The following is a 25,247-nucleotide window of genomic DNA, read 5'->3' as shown; positions in this document are numbered from 1 at the left end:
GAGGACGATCATCACCGGACCCGGCTGCGGAGGTTGGTGAGCACGTAGGCCCCCAGCAGCGCCGTCAGTGACAACAACAGCGCCCCGCCCACGGGTTGGGAGACCGTCCGCGCCACGGCCTCCAGATAGCGCTCTCCCCCGAACGGCCACTGCACCAGGACGAGCTCACGCAGCCGCACCGGAAATCCGACCGCACTCCGCACGGTTGTTCCCTCCAGCGCCTGCTGTACCAGGGGTACGACGACGAGGGGCACGGCGACCACGGCGGCGAGCCCGGCCGACGTGGACCGGAAGACGCCCGCCGCGAGCACCCCGGCCCAGGCACACCCCACGACGAGCCCGAACCAACTCGCGCCGAGCGGGAACCAGTCGGCGGGAACCGAGACGAGTTCCGGCCCGTAGACGAGATAGAGCACTTCGAGGTCGCATCCCACGGTGAGAACGGCCAGCAACAGCGCGGTGACCGCCGCGACGAGGAGTTTCGCGAGGAGCAGCCCCAGTCGGCGAGGGACCGTGCCGCGGGCGGCGGCCAGGGCGGGGTGGCGGAACTCGTCACCGAAGGCGATCGCCCCGAGCAGTCCCGCCCCGATGGCTGCGGGCGGCAGCGGCAGCTCTCGCGGCCATGCCGCCAGCAGCCGCGGCTGTGGAGTGTGCCCGATCCCGGCCAGGAGCACCGACACGAGGGCGGAGGTGACGAGCACCGCCGCGGCGGTGACGTACGCGGTGCCGACCCCGCTCGCCCGCCGCAGCTCGTAGCGCAGCGGCCGCACCGGGCTCGGCGCCGGGCGCACCGTGATGGGCGGCGGCAGCGCGGCCGCACCGGGCGGGTCGCTCGGTCCGCGACCTGGGCGGGCCCCGAGGCAGTCATCAGCGGCGGGATCCGGATGTGGACGGAAATGATCACGGGATTCGGTATCCGTGCGCGGCGCGGAGTGTGCGGGGGATCGGAGGTCGACGAGAGGCGCCGGGTTGACCTCCGATGAGCCGTCAGCCGATGTCCACGTCTCGGCGGTGGTCGCCTGCGGTTCTTCGGCGGGTTCGTGAGCGTGAGAGTCACTGGTGAGTGCGTGCGGGTCGCAGGTGGGTTCGTGCGGGTGGCCGGCGGGTGCGTGCGGGTCGCCGGTGAGTGCGTGCAGGTCGCCGGTGAGTGCGTGCAGGTCGGCGATCGACCCGCGGGTCTCCTGGAGCGGGCCCCGAGCGGTCTCAGCCACCCCCGGGTCTTCATCTGCGAGCGACGGCGGCGTCGACGACCGCGGCACCGGCGGCGACGGCGACGGCGACGGCGACGGCAGTGTGGGGCCCATGTCCCCGATCTCGTCCGCGAGTTGGTGGACGAGAATGCCGTGCCGGAATACGGTCTCGCCGATCTCGGCACACGTACTGCCGTACACCGACAGCCGGTTCCCACCCTCCCGCACGATCTCCACGGAACGCCGCGCGGTCCGAGCCTCCTTGGTGAGCAGCGCTTCGAGCCGGGCGGCGTGCGGGGTGCGGACGGCCACCCTGGGGCGGAGCCGGGTGCGGGAGAAGTCGGCGACCTCCTGGTCCGCGACGAGCCTGCCCCGTTCGAGGGTGAGTACCCGATCAGCGGTCCGCGCCGCCTCCTTCGGATCGCCCGTGGCGAACAGGACCGTGCCGCCCTGGTCGGCGTGCGCGCGCATGATTCCGTGCAGCCACCGCCCCTCGCGGACCGCCAGCCCGTCGGCGGGGTCGTCCAGCACGAGGGTGTGCGGATCGGACAGCAGGGCGCAGGCCAGGCCGAGGCGGCGGTCCATGCCGCGCGAGAGCGTGTTCAGCCGCGCGTCGCAGAGGCTGACCAGTCCCACGGCCTCCAGGACTTCGTCGGCACGCCGTGCGGGCAGCCCCGCGGCGGCGCACAGCATGCGCAGATGCCCGCGGACGGTGCGGGCGGGGTGGCCGGGGACGTCGCCGAGGAGGACACCCACTTCGCGTGTGGGGTGGGGGATGCGGTGCAGGGGGCGGCCCCTGAAGTAGGCCACCCCACGGCCCTGTTGCAGTTCGAGGGCGAGTTTCAGCACCGTCGACTTGCCGGCACCGGGAGCCCCGAGGAGTGCGGTGACACGACCGGAGTGCGCCTCGAAGGACACATCGTCGACGGCAGGCGGAAGCTCCTTGCGGGGATTGCTGGTCAATCCGAGAGCCTGGATCACCCTAGGCAAGATAGCGCTGTATGTCCGTTTTTTCGGGTACCTTGCGGCGCACTTCGCGGCCAGCCACCCCACCGCCGGGCAAGCCACACCCCGATCCCGGGCCGAGCCCCGGGCTCACCCTCCCCGAGCACCCTCGGCAGCCGCCCACGAGCGAGGCCGCCGCACGGGCGGCGTAGGCTCGGCCCCGCCGTCGGCCCCTGCCGGGTCAGACCTCGGGGCGCAGCATCGGCGGGTTGAGGAGGGTGGCACCGCCGGCGCGGAAGAGCTGGGCGGGGCGGCCGCCCTGGCGCGTGGTCGTACCCCCTGTGGGCACCAGGAATCCCGGCGTACCCGTCACCTTGCGGTGGAAGTTGCGCGGGTCCAGCGCCACGCCCCACACCGCCTCGTAGACCCGTCGCAGCTCACCGACCGTGAACTCCGGCGGGCAGAAGGCGGTGGCCAGCGACGAGTACTCGATCTTGGAGCGGGCGCGTTCCACTCCGTCCGCGAGGATCTGCGCATGATCGAAGGCCAACGGTGCCACCGGTTCGCCGTCACGTCCGTAGCCGCCCTGCTCCAGCAACTCCTCGACGGGCGCCCAGCGTGCGCTGTTGGCGTCCCCGCCCGGCCGGGGCGCCGGCAGGTCCGGAGCAAGGGCGAGGTGGGCGACGCTGACGACCCTCATCCGGGGGTCGCGCTTGGGGTCGCCGTAGGTCGCCAGCTGCTCCAGGTGCGCGCCGTTGTCCTGAGCGGGCTCTGACGGCTCATGGGCGGTCAGGCCGGTCTCCTCGGCCAGCTCCCGGGCTGCGGCCTGGGACAGGTCCTCGTCCGGCCGGACGAAGCCACCGGGCAACGCCCACCGCCCCTGGAAAGGCTGTTCGCCCCGCCGTACCGTCAGCGCGCAGAGCGCGTGACGACGGACGGTCAGCACGACCAGGTCCACGGTGACAGCGAAGGGCGGGTAGTCCGACGGGTCGTAGGGCATGCCGCGATCATAGTCGTCTGCCTGACGATAAACACTCCCTTCGCTGGTGCTTCCCCACTTGATCCACTTCTGTCCGCCACCGATCCCAGGGCCACGCTCGGGCCCCGGGGAAGCCGACGCCACCCGCAGTCCCGTCCGGTGTCGCGCGAGGTCACACTCCCAACTGCAGTCCGTCGGCCGCCTCCTCGACCATCGCGAGCCCCAGCCTGCTGACGCGTACGGCGAACGGGGCCCCCGCGACCCGCAGTCCCGTCATGCCGATCTCGCCCAGCGGCGCACTGCGCACCGGCCGTAGGGTCACCGTCCCCGCAGGGGCGTCGGGGCGGATCCCGACAAGGGTGGCGAGCAGCAGCACCCCCGCGCCCGCCGCCGTCGCGGCCGGTCTGCAGGAGGCGGGATGCGGCAGCGGGGCGCCTCCCGCCGTCCGCTGCTCCCCCGCGTACATCTCCGGCAGCCGGTGGCCGAAGCTCTCCGCCGCCGCGAGCACGCCCCGCAGCAGGGCGCCCGCCTCCTTCTCGTAACCGGCGGCCGCCAGCCCCGCGACCGCCACAGCTGTCTCCTGCACGCGTACGGCACCGCCGCGGTGACCGAAGGGGTTGTACGCGGCCTCCTTCGCTCCCAGGCTCCGCAGCCCCCACCCCGAGTCCATGGCGGGCCCTCCGAGCAGGCGTGCCAGCTGTTCGGTGCGCACCTTGTCGAGGAGTCCCGGAGCCAGCTCTCCCGCGCCGAGGAGCCCGGTGTCGAGAAGGTGAGCGGCCCCCGCGCCCAGGTGCGGCACCAGACGCCCGTCCGGGGTGCGGGCGGCGGCGGGTCTGCCCCCGCTCCGGTCCTCCACCCAGAAGTCCGCCATGAACCGGCTCCGCAGCTCACCCGCCCAGTCCCGCAGCTCGGCACCACCCGGCCGGCCGTACGCGTCGAGAAGGTCGGCGCCCAGGAGAGCGGCCCGGTGGGCATGGGCCTGGGTCTCGCAACGCAGCGGTCCGCCGGGCCCCGGGTCGGGCAGATAGACACCGCTTCCGACCGCGCCCCGCAGCCACCGCAGACAGCGCTCGGCGGCAGGCAGCAGTGCCTCGGTCTGCCGCTCGGGGAGTCCCCATCGGCGGGCCTCCGCGAGGAGCACGGGAAACAGCAGGGTCGCCTCGGTACCCGTGCAGCCCGGCGGCAGATGCGGGCCCGCGTCCCGCCGGGGGCCCGGGATCATGCCGGACTGGGCTCCATTGCTCTCGAGTTGGGTGCGGGCCAGGGTGCGCAGAGTGCCTGCCGCGAGGCGCGTGCCGAGCGGCAGTGTCATCCGGGCCGCGACGAGCGCGTCGGCCGGAGCCATACCGCAGCGCCAGGGCGCGCCCGCCGCGAGGTGGGTGTCGGACGGGTTCCCCGGGTCGCGCAGCAGCAGAGCCTCCAGGTCCTCCAGGCAGGTGTGCAGCAGGGACTGCGCCACCGGGTCGTCCCCGGCGACGCGTGCCTGGGCGAGGGGGCTGGTGGCGCCCCGCCCCACCGGCCTGATGGGCCCTGTGCCGTCAGGCCGCACCCGCAGCTCCACACTCCGGCTGCCGCCGGGCGGGAGGCGCAGCTCCCAGCGCAGCAGTCCCGCGGAGGCCAGGGCATCGGTGGGTGGAGGATGGGCGCTCACCGTGGAGTGTCCGTTGACGCAGGACCAGCGGAGGCCGGAGGCGTGGACGCTTGCCGGCAGTTCGGGCCCCGCGCGGCCGGAGGCGACCGCCCCCAGCTCCGCGAGATCCGTGCCCAGTGACACCTCGACGGGCAGGCACAGGGGACGGCGGGCCGTGCTGTGCAAGGTGATCCGCTCGGTGCCGTCCGCGTACCGGGTGCGCTCGACCATGACGTCCGGATCCGGTCCGGCGTCGGCGGAGAGGCGCAGGGTCGCCATGAATCGGGCCCGGTCGGCCGTCACCATCCGTGCCTGCACGGCGAGCGGTTCGCGTCCGGCCACCCGCACCTGACAGCGGGAGAGTATGCGCCGTCCCGCGCGGTAGAAACCCTCCAGCCCGTTGCCGTTCAGCTGGCCTTGGTCCGTCGAGATCGCGAGGCCCGGCAGGGCGACACAGATCAGCGTGGTGTGGGCCGGGGGCAGCTCCGCGGGGCGGCGCGGGGCGGAGGTGGGCGACTGCGGGGTCGACGTGCTCGCCGTTCCTGGCTGCGCAGGCAGCCGAGGCACCGGAGAGCCCTCCGCGTCGGGCACGGATGACCCGGGACCACCCATGTTTCCCAGGCGTGGGCCCACGGCGCGGGCCGCCGGGGTGCGGAGGTCCCCACGGGGAACACCGATGCCGTCTCCACGGGCCCGGGGAGAGGGCTGGAGGGGCCTGCGGAAGGTCGGTACGTCATCAGGGGCTTCGGGCAACGAAGGGAGGGACATGGGGCGGCTTCTTCTGTCTTCGGCGCGTGTGGAGTGCGCTCGGCACCGAGTGGGGAACCGGAGAGGGACGGAGGCTCGGACGGGGCGGCGGAACCAGGCCGTGGGTACCGCCACACAGGTGAACGGAGCGGCTCCGCTCCGGGTCACGCCCCCGTCCGGAGAAGCCGACCGAACCAGCACGTCGTGCCGCTGCGCCGGGGTTGACCGTGGAGCCGCAAGCGATGGCCTCAGCCTCAGGCAGCTGCGATTCGCGGGGGAGCCGGGCCTCGACATGAGCGCGGCGCACAGGCCGCACTCGCGTCGCCCCACCGCCGCAGAGGGACCGTAGCCGCGTACCCCAGCGGGACCGTAGCCGCGCACCGCGGTCGAGCGGTGGCTTCGGGCGCACTCGCAGTCGCAGAGCCGCACTCAGGCGGGCGGCAAGGCAGGGCAGCGTGCCCGGATGCTTCCGGAGCACGGCCGAGGCGCTCAGGTCGGCTCCGCATGCGCGGCTCGCCTGATCCCCGTGGAGGAGTGTGACGCTCAGGTACGTCCAGATCCAGAACAGCGCATGTATGCGGGGCATGCGCGGCATGCCATGACTCGACGGGTTCCACCCGCTCACGTCTCCCCCTCCCTGGACTGCCGCCCTCCGGCCGTACGGCGGGCTTGTGCCCGTCCGCCCGTCCCGTCCTCCGTACGTCCCGGCCGTCGGCCGACAGGTGGGCCGCCGTCGGCGGGACGTGAGCGGCGGGCTTGCGCCGCACCGGGTGATCGCCGGGCGGCACGGGTCTCGGTACCTCCCTCCGAGCGGGGCCTGCGTCGGCGACGGGGGCCGGCGGCGCAGGGCCGATCCGAGGGAGAGGGGTTGCCGGGCGACGGGTCCGGGGCGCTCCTCTCGCTGTCGGTCCCCGCACCCGCAGTTGCCGCCGCCAGGTCGCGTCCCCTGCGCTCCGAGCGCAGGCAGCGGCGAATGGACTCGGGGTCGAGCCCCTCGTTGCAGGCCTGGTGGAGGAGGCGGGCGAAGAGGTAGTCGGGGTCGGCGGCGAGGGCCATGGCGAGGGCTTCTCGGGCCTCCAGTTCGTCGCCGGAGGACCAGGCGACCCAGCCGACGAGTGTGAGCGGGGCGGCTGCATGCTCGCCGTAGGGGCCGACGCAGCGTCGGGCGAGGGTGCGCCAGAGACGAAGCGCCGGGGCCGCCTCGTCGCCTTCCATCCATTCGGCTGCGCGATCGCGGGTGGCACGGTCCTGGAGTCCGAGGATCAGGGTGGCGGCGTCTTCGTGCGCGACGAGTTCGTCGTCGAGCAGGTCCGCGTCCAGCGATGCGGTCGAGGCCGGAGTGCCCGCCAGGCGTCCGATGAGGCGCCGTGCCACCGCGAGGGTCTCCTCTGCCACTCCCCTGCGGCTGTCCACGTCCAGGATCCTGGGAACAAGGGCGGACTGCGCGGAGTCGAGGGCGGCTTCCTGCTGGAGCGCCGCGGCAGTCTCCCACGGCAGGAGCCTGGCCCGCATCTCTTTCAGGGTGCCGCGCACCTGGAGGCCGGCGTAGGTCGCGGCGGCGGCCAGCACGGAGGTGCCCGGCAGCCCCATCGGCTCTCCGTCGGGCGCGCAGCATCCGTTGCCGGGGCAGCAATAGGACCAGAAACGGCCGTCGCAGATGCACAGGGCCTCGACCACCGGCACGTCCATGCTGCCGCAGGCCCTGCGCAGCAGCTGGGCGAGTGGCCGCAGGCGTTCCATGACGTCACGCGGTGACTCACCGCTCGCCGGGTCTTGGCAGAGGAAAGCGACCATGCTCTCCGGCTTGGCCCCCCGGCGCTCACTTCCGGTCACCAGACCGTGGGCCAGCTGCTGGGCGACGGACGGCCAGTCGTCCGTCTGGGCCGGGATGCCCAGCCGCGCCCTCCCGCCGAATCGACCGCGTGTGTCCCGGTCGTGCAGTGCGACGAGGACGATGCTGTCCTCGGGGCGGTATCCCAGCAGGTAGGGCAGGGCATCGGCGAGTTCGGCCGGCGTGCGGAGGGTCACCTGCGGTTCCCCGCCGGGGTCGGTGGCCGTGCGGTGTCCCAGAAAGGCGGAGGGCGGTCCACTGCCGCCGCACCCCTTCTGCCCGCTGATGTCACCGTTGCCGGAGGTCCCGGCTGCTTCGCTGTGATTCGTCATGCGGTGACCATCTCGCGGATCTTGAAATTCCGCTTTGCCCTGTGGATAAGTCCGACCATGATCACGTCAGAAGCTGTCCACAGTTCGACCCGCTCGTTCGCGCGATGTCCGAGGCATCGGGTTGCATGGGGCCATGAGCGACGAAGACCAGCCCACGACGGACCGCCAGGATCTGCGCACGACCGCCGACGCCGTACTCGCCCGTCTCGTCGGAGCCCCGGCGGGCGCGGCGAGGCTGCGCGAGGACCAGTGGCACGCCATCGAGGCACTGGTCGCGGACAAGCGCAGAGCCCTGGTGGTGCAGCGCACGGGCTGGGGCAAGTCCGCGGTGTACTTCGTCGCGACCGCGCTGCTGCGCGAGCGGGGCGCGGGCCCCACCGTCATCGTCTCGCCGCTCCTGGCGCTGATGCGCAACCAGGTGGAGGCGGCCGCCCGCGCCGGAATCCGGGCGCGGACCATCAACTCCTCGAACACGGAGGAGTGGGACACGATCCGTCAGGAGGTCACCGCGGGCACGGTCGATGTGCTCCTGGTCAGCCCCGAGCGGCTCAACAACCCGGACTTCCGTGACCAGGTCCTGCCCGAGCTGGCGGCCGCTACCGGTCTGCTCGTGGTGGACGAGGCGCACTGCATCTCGGACTGGGGCCACGACTTCCGCCCCGACTACCGCCGGCTGCGCACCATGCTGGCCGACCTCCCACCCGGCGTCCCGGTGCTCGCCACCACCGCGACGGCCAACGCGCGCGTGACCGCCGATGTGGCCGATCAGCTGGGCACCGGCGGCGGCACGGACGCGCTGGTGCTGCGAGGACCGTTGGACCGCGAGAGTCTGAGCCTCGCGGTGCTCGAACTGCCGGACGCCGCCCATCGCATGGCCTGGCTCGTCGATCACCTGAACGAGTTGCCGGGTTCCGGAATCATCTACACGCTCACCGTTGCCGCCGCCGAGGAGGTCACCGCGTTCCTCCGCCAGTGCGGACACACCGTGACCTCGTACACGGGTAAGACGGAGAACGCGGACCGGCAGCAGGCCGAGGAGGACCTGCTGGCCAACCGGGTCAAGGCCCTGGTCGCCACCTCCGCGCTGGGCATGGGCTTCGACAAACCCGACCTGGGCTTCGTGGTCCATCTGGGCTCGCCGTCCTCCCCCATCGCCTACTACCAGCAGGTGGGCCGCGCCGGCCGTGGGGTCGAGCACGCGGAGGTGCTGCTCCTGCCGGGCAAGGAGGACCAGGCGATCTGGGAGTACTTCGCCTCGGTCGCCTTCCCCCCGGAGGAGCAGGTGCGCCGCACTCTGGACGTCCTCGCGCACGCGGAGCGACCGCTCTCCCTCCCCGCCCTCGAACCCCTGGTGGAGCTGCGCCGCTCCCGGCTGGAGACGATGCTGAAGGTCCTCGACGTGGACGGAGCGGTCCGACGCGTCCAGGGCGGCTGGATCTCCACCGGCGTGCCCTGGGTCTACGACACCGAGCGCTATGCCTGGGTCGCCAAGCAGCGCGCCGCCGAGCAGCAGGCCATGCGTGACTACGTGGCGACACCTGATTGCCGCATGGAGTTCCTCCGGCGGCAGTTGGACGACGAGGAAGCCGCCCCGTGCGGGCGCTGCGACACCTGTACGAAGCCCAGGTTCACGGACTCCGTCTCCCCCGCGGCTCTGGACGCGGCGCGCGGCGAGTTGGGACGCGCGGGTGTCGAGGTCGAACCCCGCAAGATGTGGCCGACGGGCCTGCCTGCCGTGGGGGTCAATCTGAAAGGGCGCATTCCGGCCGGTGAGCAGGCCGCTCCCGGACGGGCGCTGGGACGGCTGTCGGACATCGGCTGGGGTAATCGTCTGCGGCCGATGCTCGCTCCCCAGGCCCCGGACGGGCCGGTTCCGGACGATGTGGCGAAGGCCGTGGTGGCCGTGCTGGCCGACTGGGCGAAGGGCTCCGGCGGTTGGGCCTCCGGGCGGGCCGACGCCCAGCCCCGTCCCGTGGGTGTCGTCACCATGGCCTCCCGTTCCCGGCCGCAGTTGATCGGTTCCCTGGGAGCTCGGATCGCCGAGATCGGCCGTCTGCCCCTGCTGGGTTCGGTGGCGTACACCGGCGCGGTCTCCCAGGTCACCCGTAGCAACAGCGCGCAACGGCTCAAGGCACTCGACGGGGCACTGACCGTGCCGCCCGAGCTGGAGGTCGCCCTCCAGGAGGCGGGCGGACCCGTACTCCTGGTCGATGACGCCACCGAGACCGGCTGGACACTCGCGGTCGCCGCGCGTGCGCTCCGGCGCGCGGGTGCACAAGGGGTGTTGCCACTCGTTCTCGCCGTCCGGGCGTGACCGACAAGGCGCCCCGACGAGGCGCGGTGCCGCCGGGCGTTGCCGCCGAGCCCTATGCGCAGGGATATAAGCAGTGAATCACCACAAAACTGTCAGTGGCCCCAATTGCTCGTTGCCGCAACCAAGTTCGCCAGGAAGAATTGGAGTCCGCTCCCCGCACGGCCTACCCGTCAATCGGTAGGGCTCCTGCTGCGGCGTGCGCTCCCCCAAGTCCGACCCTCGCCCGCAGAATGGGCGCGTAGCCGAAGGGAGGATCGTGACCTTCGGATTCGCTCCGTCCTCGGCGGCCTCCGTGTCGACGTCTGCCGACCTGTCCGCCGCTTCCGCCAACCGGATGCTCGAGCCCGCGGAATGGGCCGCCGCCGGGATTCCGCTGTTGCGAAATCCCCGGGAGGTCGTCAACGGGCTGCACGCGCGGCATCAGCCCCGGCCCGCGACGGCGGTCATCGCCGTCCTGGATCCGGACGAGCGGTTGCGGGCGAGTGCCTCGTTCATCAGGCGTCCGGCACCGGCCGACGGCTGGATGTTCCGCAACGCGCTCCTCGCCCAGCTGAGGAGGGTCATTCCGCACGACCTGCGGCGGCGGACCCCGGTGCGGACGGCGGTGCTGCTCTACTGCCGTGACGGTGACGCGCGTTGGACGGAGGAGGACGGTGCGTGGATGTGGGGGCTGCGGGACGCCTGCACACTGCACGGGCTGCGCTGCGGCGCGTACATCACGCTGACACGTGACGGCTGGCAGGTTCTCGGCGAGGGCCGGGGCGGTCGTCGCCCCCACGCGGACTCGCCGGCGGAACCCTTCGCCACGGCCGTGGCACCGCCGCCCATGCCGCGCACCGGCGGTGTCGCCTCGGAAGTACTTCGCCGAGCCGCCGCACGTTGAGCGGCTCGGGCCGCCGACGCGACCAGGGGCAGACCGACCCGACACCCGCACCCGCACCCGCACCCGCGTCTGGGGGTGCGGCAATGCCCCGGCGCCCCAAACGTCGCCCCGTACCCTCCACCCACCTGCCGTCCGACCCGCGTCGGGCCGGACGGCACCACACTGAGCAGCGACGCCACCTCCGCCCCGCGAGATCTCGCGCGACACGTCCCCGAACACGCCGAAACACCCCGCGGGCGCGCCGAAGCGCCCCGTCGCGGGGTGTGGCCGTCGTGGCGCCCGGGCGTCGCCGTCCGGGCACGCCACGGCTCCCCGGCAAGCCCTGTGGGGCCGACCGGGGCGGGTCCGCAGTCGCTCAGACTCCGGCGCCCAGAACCGAGTTGATCGTCTGCGGGTCGCCGCACACGATCAGCAGGGCCAGGGCCCGGCCGAGGGCCTTGGGCAGCGCGTGCGCGGCGACGGCGTCGGTCCCGCCGTTGACGGCGACCACGACCACGGGACGCGGCGCGGCCCGCTCGGTGGCCGAGGCATCGGCGTAGAAGACGTCGTCGCCCGCGTCATGCTGCGCCCAGTAGGCGGCCTCGCCGAAGGAGAGTTCGTGGGCGGCCCACGGATGCGACTCGCCGGTGGTGATCACCAGCACGTCGCCGGGGGCACGACCCGACTCCAACAGCAGGTCTACGGCTTCCTCGGCGGCGTCCAGCGCGCCCTCGGCCGAGGCCGGGATCAGCTGGATCTGCGGGGTGGCGGCAGGGGCGGACGGCCCGGGCTTCGCGACGGCATGCGCCGTACGCTGGGCCGGCACCGGCCGGGCAGGACCCGGACGACCGGGACGCGGCGGAGCCGCGGGACGGGGACCGGGTACGGGACGGGGGGTCGGTGCGACCCGGCCGCTGGCCGGAGTGGCACGCGGGCCCTGGGCACTCTCGTGAATCTGAGGCTCCTCGGGAATGAGAGGCATGAGCTGATTTTTATCAAACGCCGGTGCGACTCGCGTCGCGGGGTGGCACATGAGTGCGAACGGATCCATCAGAAATCGAAGCCGAGCTGGCCCTCGATCTCCGGAACGTTTCCGTTCGCCCAGTTGCGGGCCTTCTTGAGGTGCCGCCACTGGGGCAGCGCATCAAGATACGCCCACGACAACCGGTGGTACGGGGTGGGGCCCCGCTCCGCCAGCGCGGCCTTGTGGACAGGCGACGGATACCCGGCGTTGGCCGCGAAACCGAAGTCTGCATGGTCGACACCCAGTTCGGCCATCATTTTGTCGCGCTGAACCTTGGCGATCACCGAGGCGGCCGCCACGGCGACGCAGGACTGGTCGCCCTTGATCACCGTGCGGACCCGCCAGGGCGAGCCCAGGTAGTCGTGCTTGCCGTCGAGGATGACCGCGTCGGGCCTTACGGGAAGCGCCTCCAGGGCCCGTACGGCGGCCAGCCGCAGTGCGGCCGTCATCCCCAGGTCGTCGATCTCCTCCGGAGAGGCGTGACCGAGGGCGTGCGAGGTCACCCACTTCAGCAGCTCCTCGGAGAGCGACTCGCGTCGCTTGATCGTCAGGAGCTTGGAGTCGGTGAGGCCCTCGGGCGGTCGGCGCAGTCCGGTGACCGCCGCGCAGACGGTGACGGGGCCGGCCCACGCTCCGCGCCCCACCTCGTCGACACCGGCAATGATCTTCGCTCCGGTCGTGGCACGCAGAGAGCGCTCGACGGTGTGAGTAGGTGGTTCGTACGGCATGGCGCCCTTAGCCTACGCCGCCCGCACCCCTCCACGACACCCAGGTTCCCTGGGATGCCCCAGCCCTCCCGGCGGCACGGTTCAGGCGCCCCTTCGGGCCAGCAGCGGGACCATCAACTGGTCGATCATCTCCTTGATGTCCCGCTCACTCCATTCGCTCCCGCACATCTTCGAGCGGTACATCATCATGGCCGGAATCGCATCGAAGACATAACCGTTCGCCGCGTCGGGCCGAACCTCGCCGCGCCTGATTCCCCGCTCGACGACCTCCCGCAACAGCTTGACCGTCGGCTCCACGACACCGCCGATGATGACTCCATGGAAGCGTTCAGCCTGCATGGTGTCGCATTCGTGAATGACCGAGCGCAGCGCGAACCCCGGCCGCGAAAACATGGCCTCGCGCGCCTGACGGCACAACTCCAGCAGATCCTCGCGCACGCTCCCGAGGTCCGGCGCCTCCTCGAAGCGGGGCAGCCCGGCCTGGAGCGCGTCGGCGACGAGATCCTCCTTGGAGGGCCAGCGTCGATAGACCGCCGCCTTGCCCGTCTGGGCGCCCGCGGCGACCCCTTCCATGGTGAGGCCGCTCCAGCCGACGGTGCTGAGCTGTTCCAGCGCGGCATCGAGGATCGCACGCTCGAGTACGGCGCCGCGCCGACGCGGGGAGGCCGTCCGAGCGGGAGCGGCCGTCCAGCGCGAAGTGACCATCTGTGTTTCTCCGTTGAGCTGAGGGGCGGGGGTGCGAAAAGCAGAAACGGTGGGCAACGCACTCCGCGGCGGCGACTTCAATGAACGCTTGCGTTCACTAAGGGGGACTCACTACCGTGGACGCGTCAGTGAACGCAAGCGTTCACTAAGGCACTTGTGGGGGACCCATAGTGACAACCTCTCCGTTGATCAAGGATCAGAAGCCGGGAGCCGCCCGTCGGGAGGGGCGTCCCGGCATCGCGCTCACCGTCATCGCGGCCTGCCAACTCATGGTGGTACTCGACGCGACGATTGTGAACATCGCGCTCCCGCACATTCAAGACGCGCTCAAGTTCAGTACCACCGACCTGACATGGGTGGTCAGCGCCTACACGCTGACCTTCGGCGGTTTGCTGCTCCTGGGCGGCCGGGCCGGTGACATCCTGGGCCGCCGCCGTGTGTTCATGACCGGAATCCTCGTCTTCACGCTCGCCTCACTGCTCGGAGGACTCGCCCAGGAGCCCTGGCAGCTGCTCGCGGCTCGCGCCCTCCAGGGCGTCGGCGGGGCGATCGCGTCGCCGACCGCGCTGGCACTCATCACCACGACGTTCCCCGAAGGGCCTGAGCGGAACCGGGCGTTCGGTGTCTTCGCCGCGGTGTCCGCCGGTGGCGGCGCCATCGGCCTGCTCGCGGGCGGCATGCTCACCGAGTGGCTCGACTGGCGTTGGGTGCTGTTCGTCAACGTGCCCATCGGTGTGCTGATCGCCGTCCTCACCCCGATGTACATCACCGAGTCCGAGCGGCACCCGGGACGGTTCGACGTCGCGGGCGCGCTCACCTCGACAGCCGGTATGGCATCGCTGGTCTACGGGTTCATCCGCGCGGCGGAGGAGGGCTGGCGCGACAGCCTGACCATCGGGTCCTTCACGGCGGCAGCGGTCCTGCTGCTGCTGTTCGGCCTCATCGAGCGGCGGGCCAGGGAACCGATCACCCCGCTGAAGATGTTCACCGACCGCAATCGCTCGGGCACCTACGTGATCATGCTGAGCCTCGCGGCGGCGATGTTCGGGATGTTCTTCTTCATCGTGCTGTTCGTGCAGAACGTGCTGCAGTACACGCCGATCGAGGCCGGCCTGGCCTTCCTCCCGGTGACCTTCGCGATCGTGACGGGCGCCGGACTCTCCCAGCGGTTCCTGCCGGTGCTCGGGCCCAAGCCGTTCATGGTGACCGGTTCGACGATGGTCGTTCTCGGGCTGGGCTGGCAGACCTTGATCAATCCCGACAGCTCCTATGTCGGCGGAGTGCTCGGCCCGATGGTGGTGTTCGGCTTCGGCATGGGCCTGAACTTCGTGACGCTCACCCTGACCGCGGTCTCCGGCGTAGCCCCGCACGAGGCGGGCGCGGCATCCGGCCTGCTCAACGTCACCCAGCAGGTGGGCGGCTCGCTGGGCCTCTCCATCCTCACCACGGTCTTCGGTACGGCCAGCCGTGACGAGGCGGACAAGCAGGTGCAGCTCTTCATGGCGCAGGCCACGGCCGAACAGAAGGCCGAGTTCGCCCAGACCCACCAACTGCCCGCCCCCTGGGGCCACGAAGTACTCGCGCAGGGCATCTCGACGGCGTTCGTCCCGGCTGTCGCGATGGCCGTACTGGCCCTGCTCACCGCGACCTTCGTGATCAGGGTCCGCAAGAGCGACCTGGAGGCCCTTTCCGGCACTGCCGGGCCCGCCGCCGGAGGCTGACCGGGCGGGCGCCCGATCGGCCGCGCACGGCCGGACCATGCCCCTGGCCGACTGATGACAGGGAGCGTGGCCCGGCCGTGCGCGAGCACACCCGGACTTCTCAGCGGTACGACTCCGCCCCCGACTCACCGCACGCCGGGCCGCTCGACCCCGGCACCGGCGGGCGCTCCGCCAGGACCCGTCTCGCCTCGGCCTCGCCCCAGCTCGTGGCGTACCAGGGAATGTGGTGCCGCTCGTCCAGCTCCTCCTTGATGTCCCACAGCGCGCACGACCTCAGGGGCTCCTCCAGCCGGTCCAGGGCGGGCACCGCGTCGGCGGACAACTCCCTGGCGTAGGGGAGGTCGAAGCGGCCCGTCACCTCGTACCGCTGGACGTTGCGCTCCGCGATCAACGCGTCGGGCGATGCGAGCCCGAACGCCAGCACCACGGCGACCACACTGACCGCGACGGCGCGCGGCAGCCAGCGGGCGCCCCACACGCCGGCGGCCATGATGAGCACGATGACCAGACCGAGCCAGAGCTCCATGGTCAGCACCGAGATCCTCAGCCTCGTCAGCCCATAGGCCTCCATATACATGTCCATACGTCGCACAGCGGATGCCACGACAACGAGCGCCAGCGCGCACAGCGTTCCCAGCACACCGCGTACGAGCGTGCGGTCACTCGAACGAGTGCGAGGCGCCCAGCGCAGGGCGATCACGATGACCAGCAGGGTGAGCAGTGTGGCCATGAGCAGCTGCCAGAACCCCTGACGCGCGTACTCGGCGTACGTCTGCCCGGTCTTCGCGAGGACGGCGTCGTAGCCGCCGAAGAGCACGGCGAGCTGGACGGCGTTGAAGACGGCGAAGAGCGCCACGAGCCCGACCAGCGGCAGTGCCCATTCGACGCGCCCGCGCGCGCGTCCCGCGGGTACCTGCACGCGGTCGAAACGGGCGGGCGCGGCCGCCGTGCGGGCCGCCGCGAGAGTCCCGAACAGGCCCAGGGCGAGAAGCAGGAACTGCCAAGGTCCGTCGGACACGGAGACGTCGGGCACCAGGGCTCCGAGCAGATCCGCGAAGGCCGCGTCGGCCCCCGCGAACAGCGCGCCGAAGACGAGGAGCAGGACCGCGGCCACGACAACCGCACGGAACAGGGGCGCCACACGGCCCCGGTCGCCGCCCACCCGCTCGCGCAGCCCCTGCCAGGCCCAGGCCGGGCCGGTGACCAGTGAGGTGAACACACCGACCGGGCCGAGCAGGACCGCGGGCCAGGTACGGCCGCCGTGCAGAGCGAGCGAGCCCGCCGCGAGCGCGGTGACGACAGCGAGGAACGAGGGCCACTCGGCGGCGCGCAGCGCGGGTACGGCCAGCAGGGCGACCCCACCGACGCCCCAGACGAGCGCCCACGGTCGAGGGCGCCGGCCCGCCCGCCGTCCGGCGACGTACACGGCGAGCGTGGCGGGCACGGTGACGACGAGTATGTTCACCGCCAGTCCCTCGGCCAGCAGCAGCATGCTGAGGACGCCGGTGGCCAGGGCGGCCCACAGGGTCGCGGTGTGGATGGGCGCGGGTTCCCCGGGGCTGAAGTCGATCAACTTCGGCGTTTCGGGCGGCGGTCCCGGTCTCGGTATTCGTGCGGGCCCGCCCTTGCTGCCCCGCGGTTCGGTGCCGCCGGGCCCTGTCGGCGCGGAGCGGCCTTCCGTGCTCGCGGCGCGCGCCCTGGATGCCGGCCCTTCGGGCTCCGGCTCGGCTGGTACTGACGGTGTCTCGGACATGGGCCCCCTCCCACGACCGGCCCCCAGCGCCCCCGTACGCAGCGCGTGACTACGGCAGAGAGCCCGCGGCCGGTGCCTTGTCGCCGCGTTTCGTCATGATCAACAGGCGGCGTGGCGGACAGGTTAGCCGCGGGAGGGCACGCGCGACCGACCGAGGAAGGCACTGTGGCACTCCTGTGACAGTCGGGGCGATGGGGGCTGATGGGATCCGCGCAGCACCTCTCCTCCGGTCGGCTACGCCGGACGGAGCCAGCCCGGGAACGCTTCGGTCTGCTCCACCCACGCCTCGGGGGGCGTCCCGGTCTTCCCGGAGGCGACCACTCCGCCGACAATGGCGCAGGTCGTGTCGACGTCGCCGCCCACCTGGGCCGTCGTCCAGAACCCCTGCTCGTAGTCACCGAGGGCGCGTGCCGCCGACCAGAGCGCGAACGGCACGGTGTCATGCGCCGTCGTGCGCCGCCCGCAGCCCAGTACGGCGGCCACGGTGTCCGCGTCGGCGTAGTCGAGCATGTCTCGGGCACGACGCAACCCCGCGCCGACGGCGCTTTTCGGGACCAGCGCGATGACCCGTCGAGCAGCGCTTCCGCGCTCGGCGCTCCGGCCGGGTCGCCCGCGAGGGCGGCGGCAGCGGCGACGGCCATGGCACCGACGACGGCCTCGCGGTGCTGATGTGTGGGGTAGGCCGAGATCTCCGCCTGGTGGGTGGCCTGCTCGGGGTCGTCCGCGTACCAGGCACCCAGCGGGGCGATCCGCATGGCCGCGCCGTTCCCCCAGGAGCCCTGGCCGTTGAAGAGGGCCGAGGCCAGCTCACGCCAGTCGCCGCCCTCCCGGACCAGGCGCAGCAGACGGTTGACCGCGGGGCCGTAGCCCCGGTCGAAGTCGTGGTGCACGGCGAAGGAGCGCGCCAGCTCGTCCTGGTCGATCCGGTGGTGCCCCGCCAGCACGGCCACGACGGAGCAGGCCATCTCGGTGTCGTCGGTCCACTGCCAGGGGCCGGGCGGAACCTCACGGCGCTTGAGCAGCGGATAGTTCACAGGCACGAAGTACTGCGAGCCCAGCGCGTCCCCCACCGCGAGCCCGCGCAGGCTGGACAGGGCGCGCTCCAGGCGGCCTTCGGAAGAGGAGTCAGCGGTCATCGCCCTGCCACTCTATCCGGTGGCCCCGTACGATTCCGGGTCCCGCCAGCGGTCGAACGGCCGGTCGAGCGTGTACCTGCCGTCCTCTCCGAGAACGAGCATCCGCATCTCCGCGTTCCCGGGATTCGACAGCGACTCGAACTCCGCCACCGTCCAGTGGAACCAGCGCATGCAGAACAGCCGCATGGCGAGCCCGTGGGTGACGAGCAGGACGTTCGGCGGGTGGTCAGGGTCCTCGAAGCTGCGGAACAGGCTCTCCAGGAAGCCGCCGACCCGGTCGTACACATCGGCGCCGGACTCGCCTTGCGCGAAGCGGTAGAAAAAGTGCCCGTACGCGTCCCGATAGGCCTTCTGGAGCCGTACGTCGTCGGGGTCCTGCCAGTTGCCCCAGTCCTGCTCGCGCAGCCGGGGCTCCTCGCGCACCCGTACCTGTTCGGGGTCCAGATGGAACGCCTGGAACGTCTCGTGGGTACGGCGGTACGGGGAGACGTACACGCTGACGCGCTCGCGGCCGAGGACGTCGCGGATGCGTTTTCCGGTCTCCTCCGCCTGTTGCCAGCCGAGGTCGGTGAGTGCGAGGGCGTGGTCGGGCTCGCGCTCGTACACGGTGTCATCAACATTGCCCGTTGACTCGCCGTGTCGGACAAGGATGATGCGCCGTGGTCGTGCCATGCCAAGACCCTAAAGGGGACGAGGCCGGATCGAGCACTCGTCCCGGTGCCATACGGCGTAGGTCACACACATCCCCTACGCCGATCGGCAAGGTTGGAAATCCAAACCGACCCGAGTCCGGATCTCAAACCGTCCAGCTCGGCTCCAGTTCCACGATGTCACCCGCGAGGGCGGCGACATCGGCCTCCAGCTGGGCCCGCAGGGCGAGGCGCTCGATGCGTTCGGCGCGGTACTTGCCGTGCTCCGCGGCCGAATGCCACATGGAGAGGATCATGAACTCATGTCCCGGCGCCTCGCCGAACAGCCCCCGCACCATGCCCGGGGATCCGGCCATCGCGGGGTTCCAGACCTTCTCCTGCATCAGGGCGAAGTGCTCGGCGCGTTCCTCGTGGACACGGCAGTGGGCCACCCGCACCACATCGGCCTCGGTGAAGCGCGGCTCGAAACCGGTCTTCACGTCGAAGCGGTGGTCGAAGAGCTTGACCTGCAGGTCCTTGAAGGTGCCCGACTGCGAGGCGGCGAGCCGGTCGTGGGAGCGTGCCATGAAGGAGTCGTAGAAGGCGCGGCTCTCCCAGAAGGAGAAGATGTGCGCCACGCCGGGCCGCACCCGGCTCCAACCCCCACCCTGTCCCCGGAAACCCGGCTCCCCCGGCAGCCCCGCCCACTTTCGCTGCCCCCGCTCGAAACCGCGGCGGTCCACCACGGTGCAGCGAATCCACTTGACCAGCACCGCGCCATGGTAAGGCCACGGAACGTGGCGGCGGTCACTCTCCGGCCGGTCACACCCGGGCGAGCGCCCCGGCCCGCGTGCGAGGATGGACAACTGGCCTGGACCACCAGGCAGTTCGGCCCGCAAGCACAGAAGGACGGGGAGGAGAGTTCTGTTGAACGGCCTCAACAAGGGCATCCGCAAGGTCGAGGTGTCGCTGAAGTGGGACCCGAGCCCCGCCGGGCAGCCGCCGACGGATCTCGACATCGTCGCGGCGACCTACCCGGCGGCCGACCCGAGTGGCGACCCCGCCTATGTCGTCCATTTCGACAGCCGCTCGCCCGACGGCACCATCACCCTCAACCGCGACAGCCAGACCGGCCAGGGATTCGGCTGGGACGAGATGATGACGGTGGAGCTGAACCGCCTCGACGGCCGCTACGGACGGGTCGTCATCGGCGTCGCCATACAGCAGAAATCCGGCACGAAGACCTTCGCCGGCGTCCGGAACCCCGGCCTGCGCATCCGTGAGGGCTACACGGTCCTCGCGGAGGACGACTTCGCCGGCGTGCTCGGCTCCACCGCGGCGACCGTCGCCACATTCGTCCGCGACGCGACCGGCGAGTGGACCTTCCACTCCGGCATCACCGGCTACGACGAGGACCCGGCGACCTTCGCCCGTGTCATGGGCCGCCCGCCCCAGCCCTGACGAGCCGCCCTTCGACACGCCGAGGGCGGTGGAGCCGACTTCGGCTCCACCGCCCTGACGTGCCGGTTCGCGCCCGAGGGCGCTCAGATCAGCTGCAGCCGCTCGTCGAGCCGCAGCCCTCGCAGATGTAGCAGGAGCCGGCGCGCTGCATCTTCGTGCCGCAGGAGAAGCACAGCGGGGCGTCGGCCTGGATGCCCAACTGCATCTCCACCAGCTCGGCGCTGGTGTGGGCCTGCTTCGGGGCGGGCTTGGCGCCCTCCTCGTCGGCCTTCGGGGCGGCGACGGCCTTCAGGGACTGCCGCGGCGCCGACTGGGACAGGCCCTCGACGTCCACCTCCACGTCGTCGAGGATCGGCTCGTAAGAACCGGTCTCCAGGTGACGCTGACGCTCCTCGGCGGAGTGGATACCGAGCGCGGAGCGCGTCTCGAAGGGCAGGAAGTCCAGCGCCAGGCGGCGGAAGATGTAGTCGACGATCGACGCCGCCATCCGCACGTCCGGGTCGTCCGTCATACCGGCCGGCTCGAAGCGCATGTTCGTGAACTTGGAGACGTACGTCTCCAGCGGCACGCCGTACTGCAGACCGACCGAGACGGCGATCGAGAAGGCGTCCATCATGCCCGCGAGGGTCGAACCCTGCTTGGACATCTTCAGGAAGACCTCGCCCAGGCCGTCGTCCGGGTAGGAGTTGGCGATCATGTAACCCTCGGCGCCGCCGACGGTGAAGGACGTGGTGATGCCGGGACGGCCCTTCGGGAGGCGCTTGCGGACCGGGCGGTACTCGACGACCTTCTCCACCGTGGCCCGGATCGTCTCCTCGGCCTTCTCGGTGATCTCGGCCTTCTCCGAGTCCTTGGTCTTGGCGGAGAGCGGCTGGCCGACCTTGCAGTTGTCGCGGTAGATCGCGAGCGCCTTGACGCCCAGCTTCCAGGCCTCGAAGTAGATCTCCTCGATCTCCTCGACGGTCGCCGTCTCCGGCATGTTGACCGTCTTGGAGATGGCGCCGGAGATCCACGGCTGGATCGCGGCCATCATGCGGACGTGGCCCATCGGGGAGATGGCGCGCTCGCCCATGGCGCAGTCGAAGACCTCGTAGTGCTCCTGCTTGAGGCTCGGGGCGTCGATCACATTGCCGTGGTCGGCGATGTGGGCGACGATCGCCTCGATCTGCTCCTCCTGGTAACCCAGGCGGCGCAGGGCCTGCGGGACCGTGCCGTTGACGATCTGCATCGAGCCGCCGCCGACCAGCTTCTTGAACTTGACCAGCGCCAGGTCCGGCTCGACACCTGTGGTGTCGCAGGACATGGCCAGCCCGATCGTGCCGGTCGGCGCGAGCACGGACGCCTGGGAGTTGCGGAAGCCGTTCTTCTCGCCGAGGCGCAGCACGTCCTGCCAGGCCTCGGTGGCGGCGGCCCACACCGGGGTGTCCAGGTCGTCCATGCGAACGGCCGTGCCGTTGGCGTCGGAGTGCTGCTTCATGACGCGGTTGTGGGCGTCGGCGTTACGGGCGTAACCGTCGTACGGGCCGACGACCGAGGCGAGTTCCGCCGAACGCTTGTACGCCGTACCGGTCATCAGGGAGGTGATGGCACCGGCGAGGGCGCGGCCGCCTTCGGAGTCGTAGGCGTGACCGGTCGCCATCAGCAGGGCGCCGAGGTTGGCGTAGCCGATGCCGAGCTGGCGGAAGGCCCGGGTGTTCTCGCCGATCTTCTGGGTGGGGAAGTCGGCGAAGCAGATGGAGATGTCCATCGCGGTGATGACGAGCTCGACGACCTTGGCGAAGCGCTCGACCTCGAAGGACTGGCGGCCCAGGCCGTCGTCCTTGAGGAACTTCATCAGGTTCAGCGAGGCGAGGTTGCAGGACGTGTTGTCCAGGTGCATGTACTCGCTGCACGGGTTGGACGCGGTGATGCGGCCGGACTCGGGGCAGGTGTGCCAGTTGTTGATCACACCGTCGTACTGGATGCCCGGGTCGGCGCAGGCCCACGCGGCCTCGGCGAGCTTGCGGAACAGCGCCTTGGCGTCGACCTTCTCGATGACCTCGCCGGTCATGCGGGCGCGCAGGCCGAACTCGGTGCCGTTCTCGACGGCCGTCATGAACTCGTCGTTCACGCGGACCGAGTTGTTGGCGTTCTGGTACTGGACGGACGTGATGTCGTCGCCGCCGAGGTCCATGTCGAAGCCCGCGTCGCGCAGGGCGCGGATCTTCTCCTCTTCCTTCACCTTGGTGGCGATGAAGTCCTCGACATCCGGGTGGTCCACGTCGAGGACGACCATCTTGGCCGCGCGGCGGGTGGCGCCGCCCGACTTGATCGTTCCGGCGGAGGCGTCGGCTCCCCGCATGAAGGAGACCGGGCCGGAGGCGTTGCCGCCCGAGGAGAGCAGCTCCTTGGAGGAGCGGATGCGGGACAGGTTCAGGCCGGCGCCCGAACCGCCCTTGAAGATCATGCCCTCTTCCTTGTACCAATCGAGGATCGACTCCATGGAGTCGTCGACGGACAGGATGAAGCAGGCGGAGACCTGCTGGGGCTGCGGCGTGCCCACGTTGAACCACACAGGGCTGTTGAAGCTGAAGACCTGGTGCAGGAGGGCGTACGCCAGTTCGTGCTCGAAGATCTCGGCGTCGGCGGGCGAGGCGAAGTACTTGTTGTCCTCGCCGGCCTTCGTGTAGGTCTTCACGATGCGGTCGATCAGCTGCTTGAGGCCGGTCTCGCGCTGCGGGGTGCCCACGGCACCGCGGAAGTACTTGCTGGTGACGATGTTGACCGCGTTCACCGACCAGAAGTCGGGGAACTCGACGCCACGCTGCTCGAAGTTGACCGAGCCGTCGCGCCAGTTGGTCATGACGACGTCACGACGCTCCCAGACCACCTCGTCGTACGGGTGCACGCCGGGAGTGGTGTGGATGCGCTCGATACGCAGGCCCTTGCTCGCCTTGGTGCCCTTGGCGCGGGAACTCCGTGCCGGACCGCTCGCCGTCTCTGTCATGCCGCCTCCCTGTACGGGCGAAAACGCCCTGAAGTGTCGCGTTGTTCCCGTGACACGGTGTTCTGTCTTGTGTCGCGACCCGGCCGCACAGCCGTTCGCGACAGGTCTGGATCGCCGCCGATCGTCCGGACCCTTCGGTCCGGCGGTGCGGCCCGCCGTCAGTCGGCGGCGTTGGCGGGCACGGGGACTTGGGCAGTCCCTCCGGGCCCGCGGTCGTTCTTCGGGCGCCCCTCGGCCGCGTTCTCGACGTCCTCGTCGTTCGCGACCGGGCGCTTGTGCTGCTCGTTCCTCAGTTCCCCGATGGCGGCCTCGAAGTCCTCCAGCGAGTCGAACGCCCGGTAGACCGAGGCGAACCGCAAGTAGGCGACGAGGTCCAGCTCCTGCAACGGGCCGAGTATGGCCAGTCCCACGTCATGGGTGGTCAGTTCGGCGCTCCCGGTCGCGCGCACCGCCTCCTCGACCCGCTGGCCGAGCTGGGCGAGCGCGTCCTCGGTGACGGGCCTCCCCTGGCATGCCTTGCGGACGCCGTTGATGACCTTGGTACGACTGAAGGGCTCGGTCACGCCGGACCGCTTGACCACCATCAGCGAACACGTCTCCACCGTCGTGAAACGACGGGAGCAGTCGGGACACTGACGGCGCCTGCGGATCGACGTGCCGTCGTCCGTCGTACGACTGTCGACGACACGGCTGTCGGGGTGCCTGCAGAAGGGACAGTGCATAACTCCAACCCTCCTCACAGCACGACTCGATAGCCCCCACAGGTCCCTTGGGCCCCGCGGAAGCAGCCCCAAGCATAGGGGATGACCAAGAGGCCTAGGACCCGGGGGACCACAACTTCTGGGCTGTTGCGGCAATCCAAGCACTAGATGTAGGGCTTGGCACGTAAATCCGTCTACGGCGCGCGTGTCGCCCACGTAGAGGCACGTACCGGACGCAGGCACCGTCGCGGAGCGCAGCCGCACCGTCGCGGAGCGGACGCGGTCGCGGCCCGACGGCGCGAAGAAAGGGGTCGGTACTCGGCCGGTGAAGTACCGGGTGGCAGACTGGGCCGCGCGGCGGCAGCGGCCCACAAGGCCCGTCGTTCCGGCGGTGAAGAGTACAGCAATCAGCGCTTTTGTCCGCCGAAGCCCAGGCCCTACACCCAGACAGATGGCCACGTCCGGTAATCCACGGTTTTTCACTCGAACGTGTGTTTGGCGCAACCTTTCGAAAGCAACTACCGTTGTGCTGCACGGGAGACCATCGAGAGGGGCCGACGTGACCACCACCGCTGACAGTGCCACCATCACTGCCCAGGACCGCTCCCAGAGCCGACTCGAGCCGGTGCATGCGATGAACGAAGCCACGAACCATGAAGGGCCCAAGCGAGCCCTGCCCGGCCGACCTCCAGGCATCAGGGCCGACAGCTCCGGGCTCACCGATCGGCAGCGCCGGGTCATCGAGGTGATCAGGGACTCGGTGCAACGGCGTGGATACCCGCCGTCGATGCGGGAGATCGGCCAGGCGGTCGGCCTGTCCAGCACATCCTCCGTGGCACACCAGCTGATGGCACTGGAGCGCAAGGGCTTCCTGCGCCGCGACCCGCACCGCCCGCGAGCGTACGAAGTCCGCGGCTCCGACCAGTCCTCGGCGCAGCCGACGGACACCGCGGGCAAGCCGGCCGCCTCGTACGTGCCACTCGTAGGCCGGATCGCCGCCGGTGGCCCGATCCTCGCCGAGGAGTCCGTCGAGGACGTGTTCCCGCTCCCCCGGCAGCTGGTGGGGGACGGCGAGCTCTTCGTCCTCAAGGTCGTGGGCGACTCCATGATCGAGGCCGCCATCTGTGACGGAGACTGGGTGACGGTCCGCCGTCAGCCCGTCGCCGAGAACGGCGACATCGTGGCCGCCATGCTGGACGGCGAGGCCACGGTCAAGCGCTTCAAGCGCGAGGACGGCCACGTCTGGCTGCTCCCGCACAACGCCGCCTACGAGCCCATTCCGGGTGACGACGCGACGATCCTCGGCAAGGTGGTGGCCGTCCTGCGCCGCGTCTGACCCCCAGCGGCGGACGGTCCCCGTGCCCGTCCCCGCCCCTGATCCGGGCCCCGGAATCCACTGCGCCGGTTTCCGGGGTCCTGGCCTGTCCAGGACTCGCCGATGAACATCCTGAACGGCCTGGCGGTGCGCGCGAAACGGTCGGCGGGGCGCGCCCGGGGTGGGCGGGGGCTCCCCCGCCCACGGCCACACCAACACCCCCCACGCCCGGCACCACCCCCACACAGACAAACACCA

At 71.0% G+C, this 25,247-nt stretch carries 17 protein-coding genes and 1 pseudogene; 5 read left to right on the top strand and 13 right to left on the bottom strand.

Features of this window, described 5'->3' with window-relative positions; translation table 11 throughout:
- Positions 1–11: 11 nt before the first annotated feature.
- From ACWCRJ_RS09255 to ACWCRJ_RS09240, 4 genes are all read right to left on the bottom strand, one after another.
- Positions 12–2,171 carry an ABC transporter ATP-binding protein gene (locus ACWCRJ_RS09255; RefSeq protein ID WP_450938694.1) on the bottom strand — a complete coding sequence of 720 codons (2,160 nt, stop codon included), beginning with the start codon at positions 2,169–2,171 and terminating at the stop codon, positions 12–14.
- A gap of 205 nt (positions 2,172–2,376) precedes the next feature.
- Positions 2,377–3,135: an NUDIX hydrolase gene (locus tag ACWCRJ_RS09250; protein WP_005481548.1), complete on the bottom strand. Its 759-nt coding sequence runs from the start codon at positions 3,133–3,135 to the stop codon at positions 2,377–2,379.
- Between the two features lie 151 nt (positions 3,136–3,286).
- Positions 3,287–5,356, bottom strand: coding sequence for a glycogen debranching N-terminal domain-containing protein (locus tag ACWCRJ_RS09245; protein ID WP_450938693.1), 2,070 nt, complete (start codon positions 5,354–5,356; stop codon positions 3,287–3,289).
- Positions 5,357–6,112: 756 nt separating this feature from the next.
- Positions 6,113–7,654 (bottom strand): DUF4192 domain-containing protein, encoded by a 1,542-nt coding sequence (locus ACWCRJ_RS09240; protein ID WP_450938692.1) that lies wholly within the window; start codon positions 7,652–7,654, stop codon positions 6,113–6,115.
- 133 nt (positions 7,655–7,787) lie between these two features.
- Here ACWCRJ_RS09240 and ACWCRJ_RS09235 point away from each other — a divergent pair, with 133 nt between their 5' ends.
- A complete protein-coding gene (locus ACWCRJ_RS09235) occupies positions 7,788–9,968 on the top strand; it encodes a RecQ family ATP-dependent DNA helicase (protein ID WP_450938691.1) in 2,181 nt (726 codons plus the stop codon).
- Positions 9,969–10,224: 256 nt separating this feature from the next.
- Positions 10,225–10,851: a hypothetical protein gene (locus tag ACWCRJ_RS09230; RefSeq protein ID WP_450938690.1), complete on the top strand. Its 627-nt coding sequence runs from the start codon at positions 10,225–10,227 to the stop codon at positions 10,849–10,851.
- A gap of 355 nt (positions 10,852–11,206) precedes the next feature.
- Here ACWCRJ_RS09230 and ACWCRJ_RS09225 read toward each other — a convergent pair whose 3' ends face one another.
- The 3 genes from ACWCRJ_RS09225 to ACWCRJ_RS09215 all read right to left on the bottom strand — a co-directional run bounded on the left by ACWCRJ_RS09225 (position 11,207) and on the right by ACWCRJ_RS09215 (position 13,287).
- Positions 11,207–11,812, bottom strand: coding sequence for a hypothetical protein (locus ACWCRJ_RS09225; RefSeq protein ID WP_450938689.1), 606 nt, complete (start codon positions 11,810–11,812; stop codon positions 11,207–11,209).
- Positions 11,813–11,880: 68 nt separating this feature from the next.
- Entirely contained in the window at positions 11,881–12,582 is a 702-nt protein-coding gene (locus ACWCRJ_RS09220; RefSeq protein WP_005481541.1) for a ribonuclease HII, read from the bottom strand.
- An 81-nt stretch (positions 12,583–12,663) separates the two neighbouring features.
- Entirely contained in the window at positions 12,664–13,287 is a 624-nt protein-coding gene (locus ACWCRJ_RS09215) for a TetR/AcrR family transcriptional regulator (RefSeq protein ID WP_450938688.1), read from the bottom strand.
- A 170-nt stretch (positions 13,288–13,457) separates the two neighbouring features.
- On the opposite strand from ACWCRJ_RS09215, the gene ACWCRJ_RS09210 reads away from it, so the two are divergent.
- Complete coding sequence (locus tag ACWCRJ_RS09210) at positions 13,458–15,008, top strand: MFS transporter (protein WP_450938687.1); 1,551 nt, start codon at positions 13,458–13,460, stop codon at positions 15,006–15,008.
- A 100-nt stretch (positions 15,009–15,108) separates the two neighbouring features.
- On the opposite strand, the gene ACWCRJ_RS09205 is transcribed toward ACWCRJ_RS09210, so the two are convergent.
- The 4 genes and pseudogenes from ACWCRJ_RS09205 to ACWCRJ_RS09190 form a co-directional block, all read right to left on the bottom strand.
- On the bottom strand, positions 15,109–16,581 hold the full coding sequence (locus tag ACWCRJ_RS09205) for a DUF4153 domain-containing protein (RefSeq protein ID WP_450938686.1): 1,473 nt from the start codon (positions 16,579–16,581) through the stop codon (positions 15,109–15,111).
- Positions 16,582–16,995: 414 nt separating this feature from the next.
- Positions 16,996–17,897 (bottom strand): annotated as a pseudogene (locus tag ACWCRJ_RS09200) (ADP-ribosylglycohydrolase family protein).
- A gap of 12 nt (positions 17,898–17,909) precedes the next feature.
- Positions 17,910–18,569 carry a histidine phosphatase family protein gene (locus tag ACWCRJ_RS09195; RefSeq protein ID WP_450938685.1) on the bottom strand — a complete coding sequence of 220 codons (660 nt, stop codon included), beginning with the start codon at positions 18,567–18,569 and terminating at the stop codon, positions 17,910–17,912.
- Positions 18,570–18,693: 124 nt separating this feature from the next.
- The gene (locus ACWCRJ_RS09190) at positions 18,694–19,299 is read right to left on the bottom strand and encodes a YdbC family protein (RefSeq protein ID WP_005481527.1); all 606 of its coding nucleotides are present in this window, start codon (positions 19,297–19,299) and stop codon (positions 18,694–18,696) included.
- A 154-nt stretch (positions 19,300–19,453) separates the two neighbouring features.
- On the opposite strand from ACWCRJ_RS09190, the gene ACWCRJ_RS09185 reads away from it, so the two are divergent.
- Complete coding sequence (locus tag ACWCRJ_RS09185) at positions 19,454–19,987, top strand: TerD family protein (protein WP_450938684.1); 534 nt, start codon at positions 19,454–19,456, stop codon at positions 19,985–19,987.
- Positions 19,988–20,075: 88 nt separating this feature from the next.
- On the opposite strand, the gene ACWCRJ_RS09180 is transcribed toward ACWCRJ_RS09185, so the two are convergent.
- Together ACWCRJ_RS09180 and nrdR are read right to left on the bottom strand one after the other, a co-directional pair.
- Positions 20,076–22,973: a vitamin B12-dependent ribonucleotide reductase gene (locus ACWCRJ_RS09180; protein ID WP_450938683.1), complete on the bottom strand. Its 2,898-nt coding sequence runs from the start codon at positions 22,971–22,973 to the stop codon at positions 20,076–20,078.
- A 158-nt stretch (positions 22,974–23,131) separates the two neighbouring features.
- Complete coding sequence (gene nrdR, locus ACWCRJ_RS09175; RefSeq protein WP_450938682.1) at positions 23,132–23,695, bottom strand: transcriptional regulator NrdR; 564 nt, start codon at positions 23,693–23,695, stop codon at positions 23,132–23,134.
- A gap of 538 nt (positions 23,696–24,233) precedes the next feature.
- On the opposite strand from nrdR, the gene lexA reads away from it, so the two are divergent.
- Positions 24,234–25,010: a transcriptional repressor LexA gene (gene lexA / locus ACWCRJ_RS09170; protein WP_020114122.1), complete on the top strand. Its 777-nt coding sequence runs from the start codon at positions 24,234–24,236 to the stop codon at positions 25,008–25,010.
- Positions 25,011–25,247 lie beyond the last annotated feature (237 nt).

The sequence above is a fragment of the Streptomyces sp. NPDC002324 genome, assembly GCF_053593335.1.
This window is presented reverse-complemented; position numbering and strand designations above follow the sequence as displayed.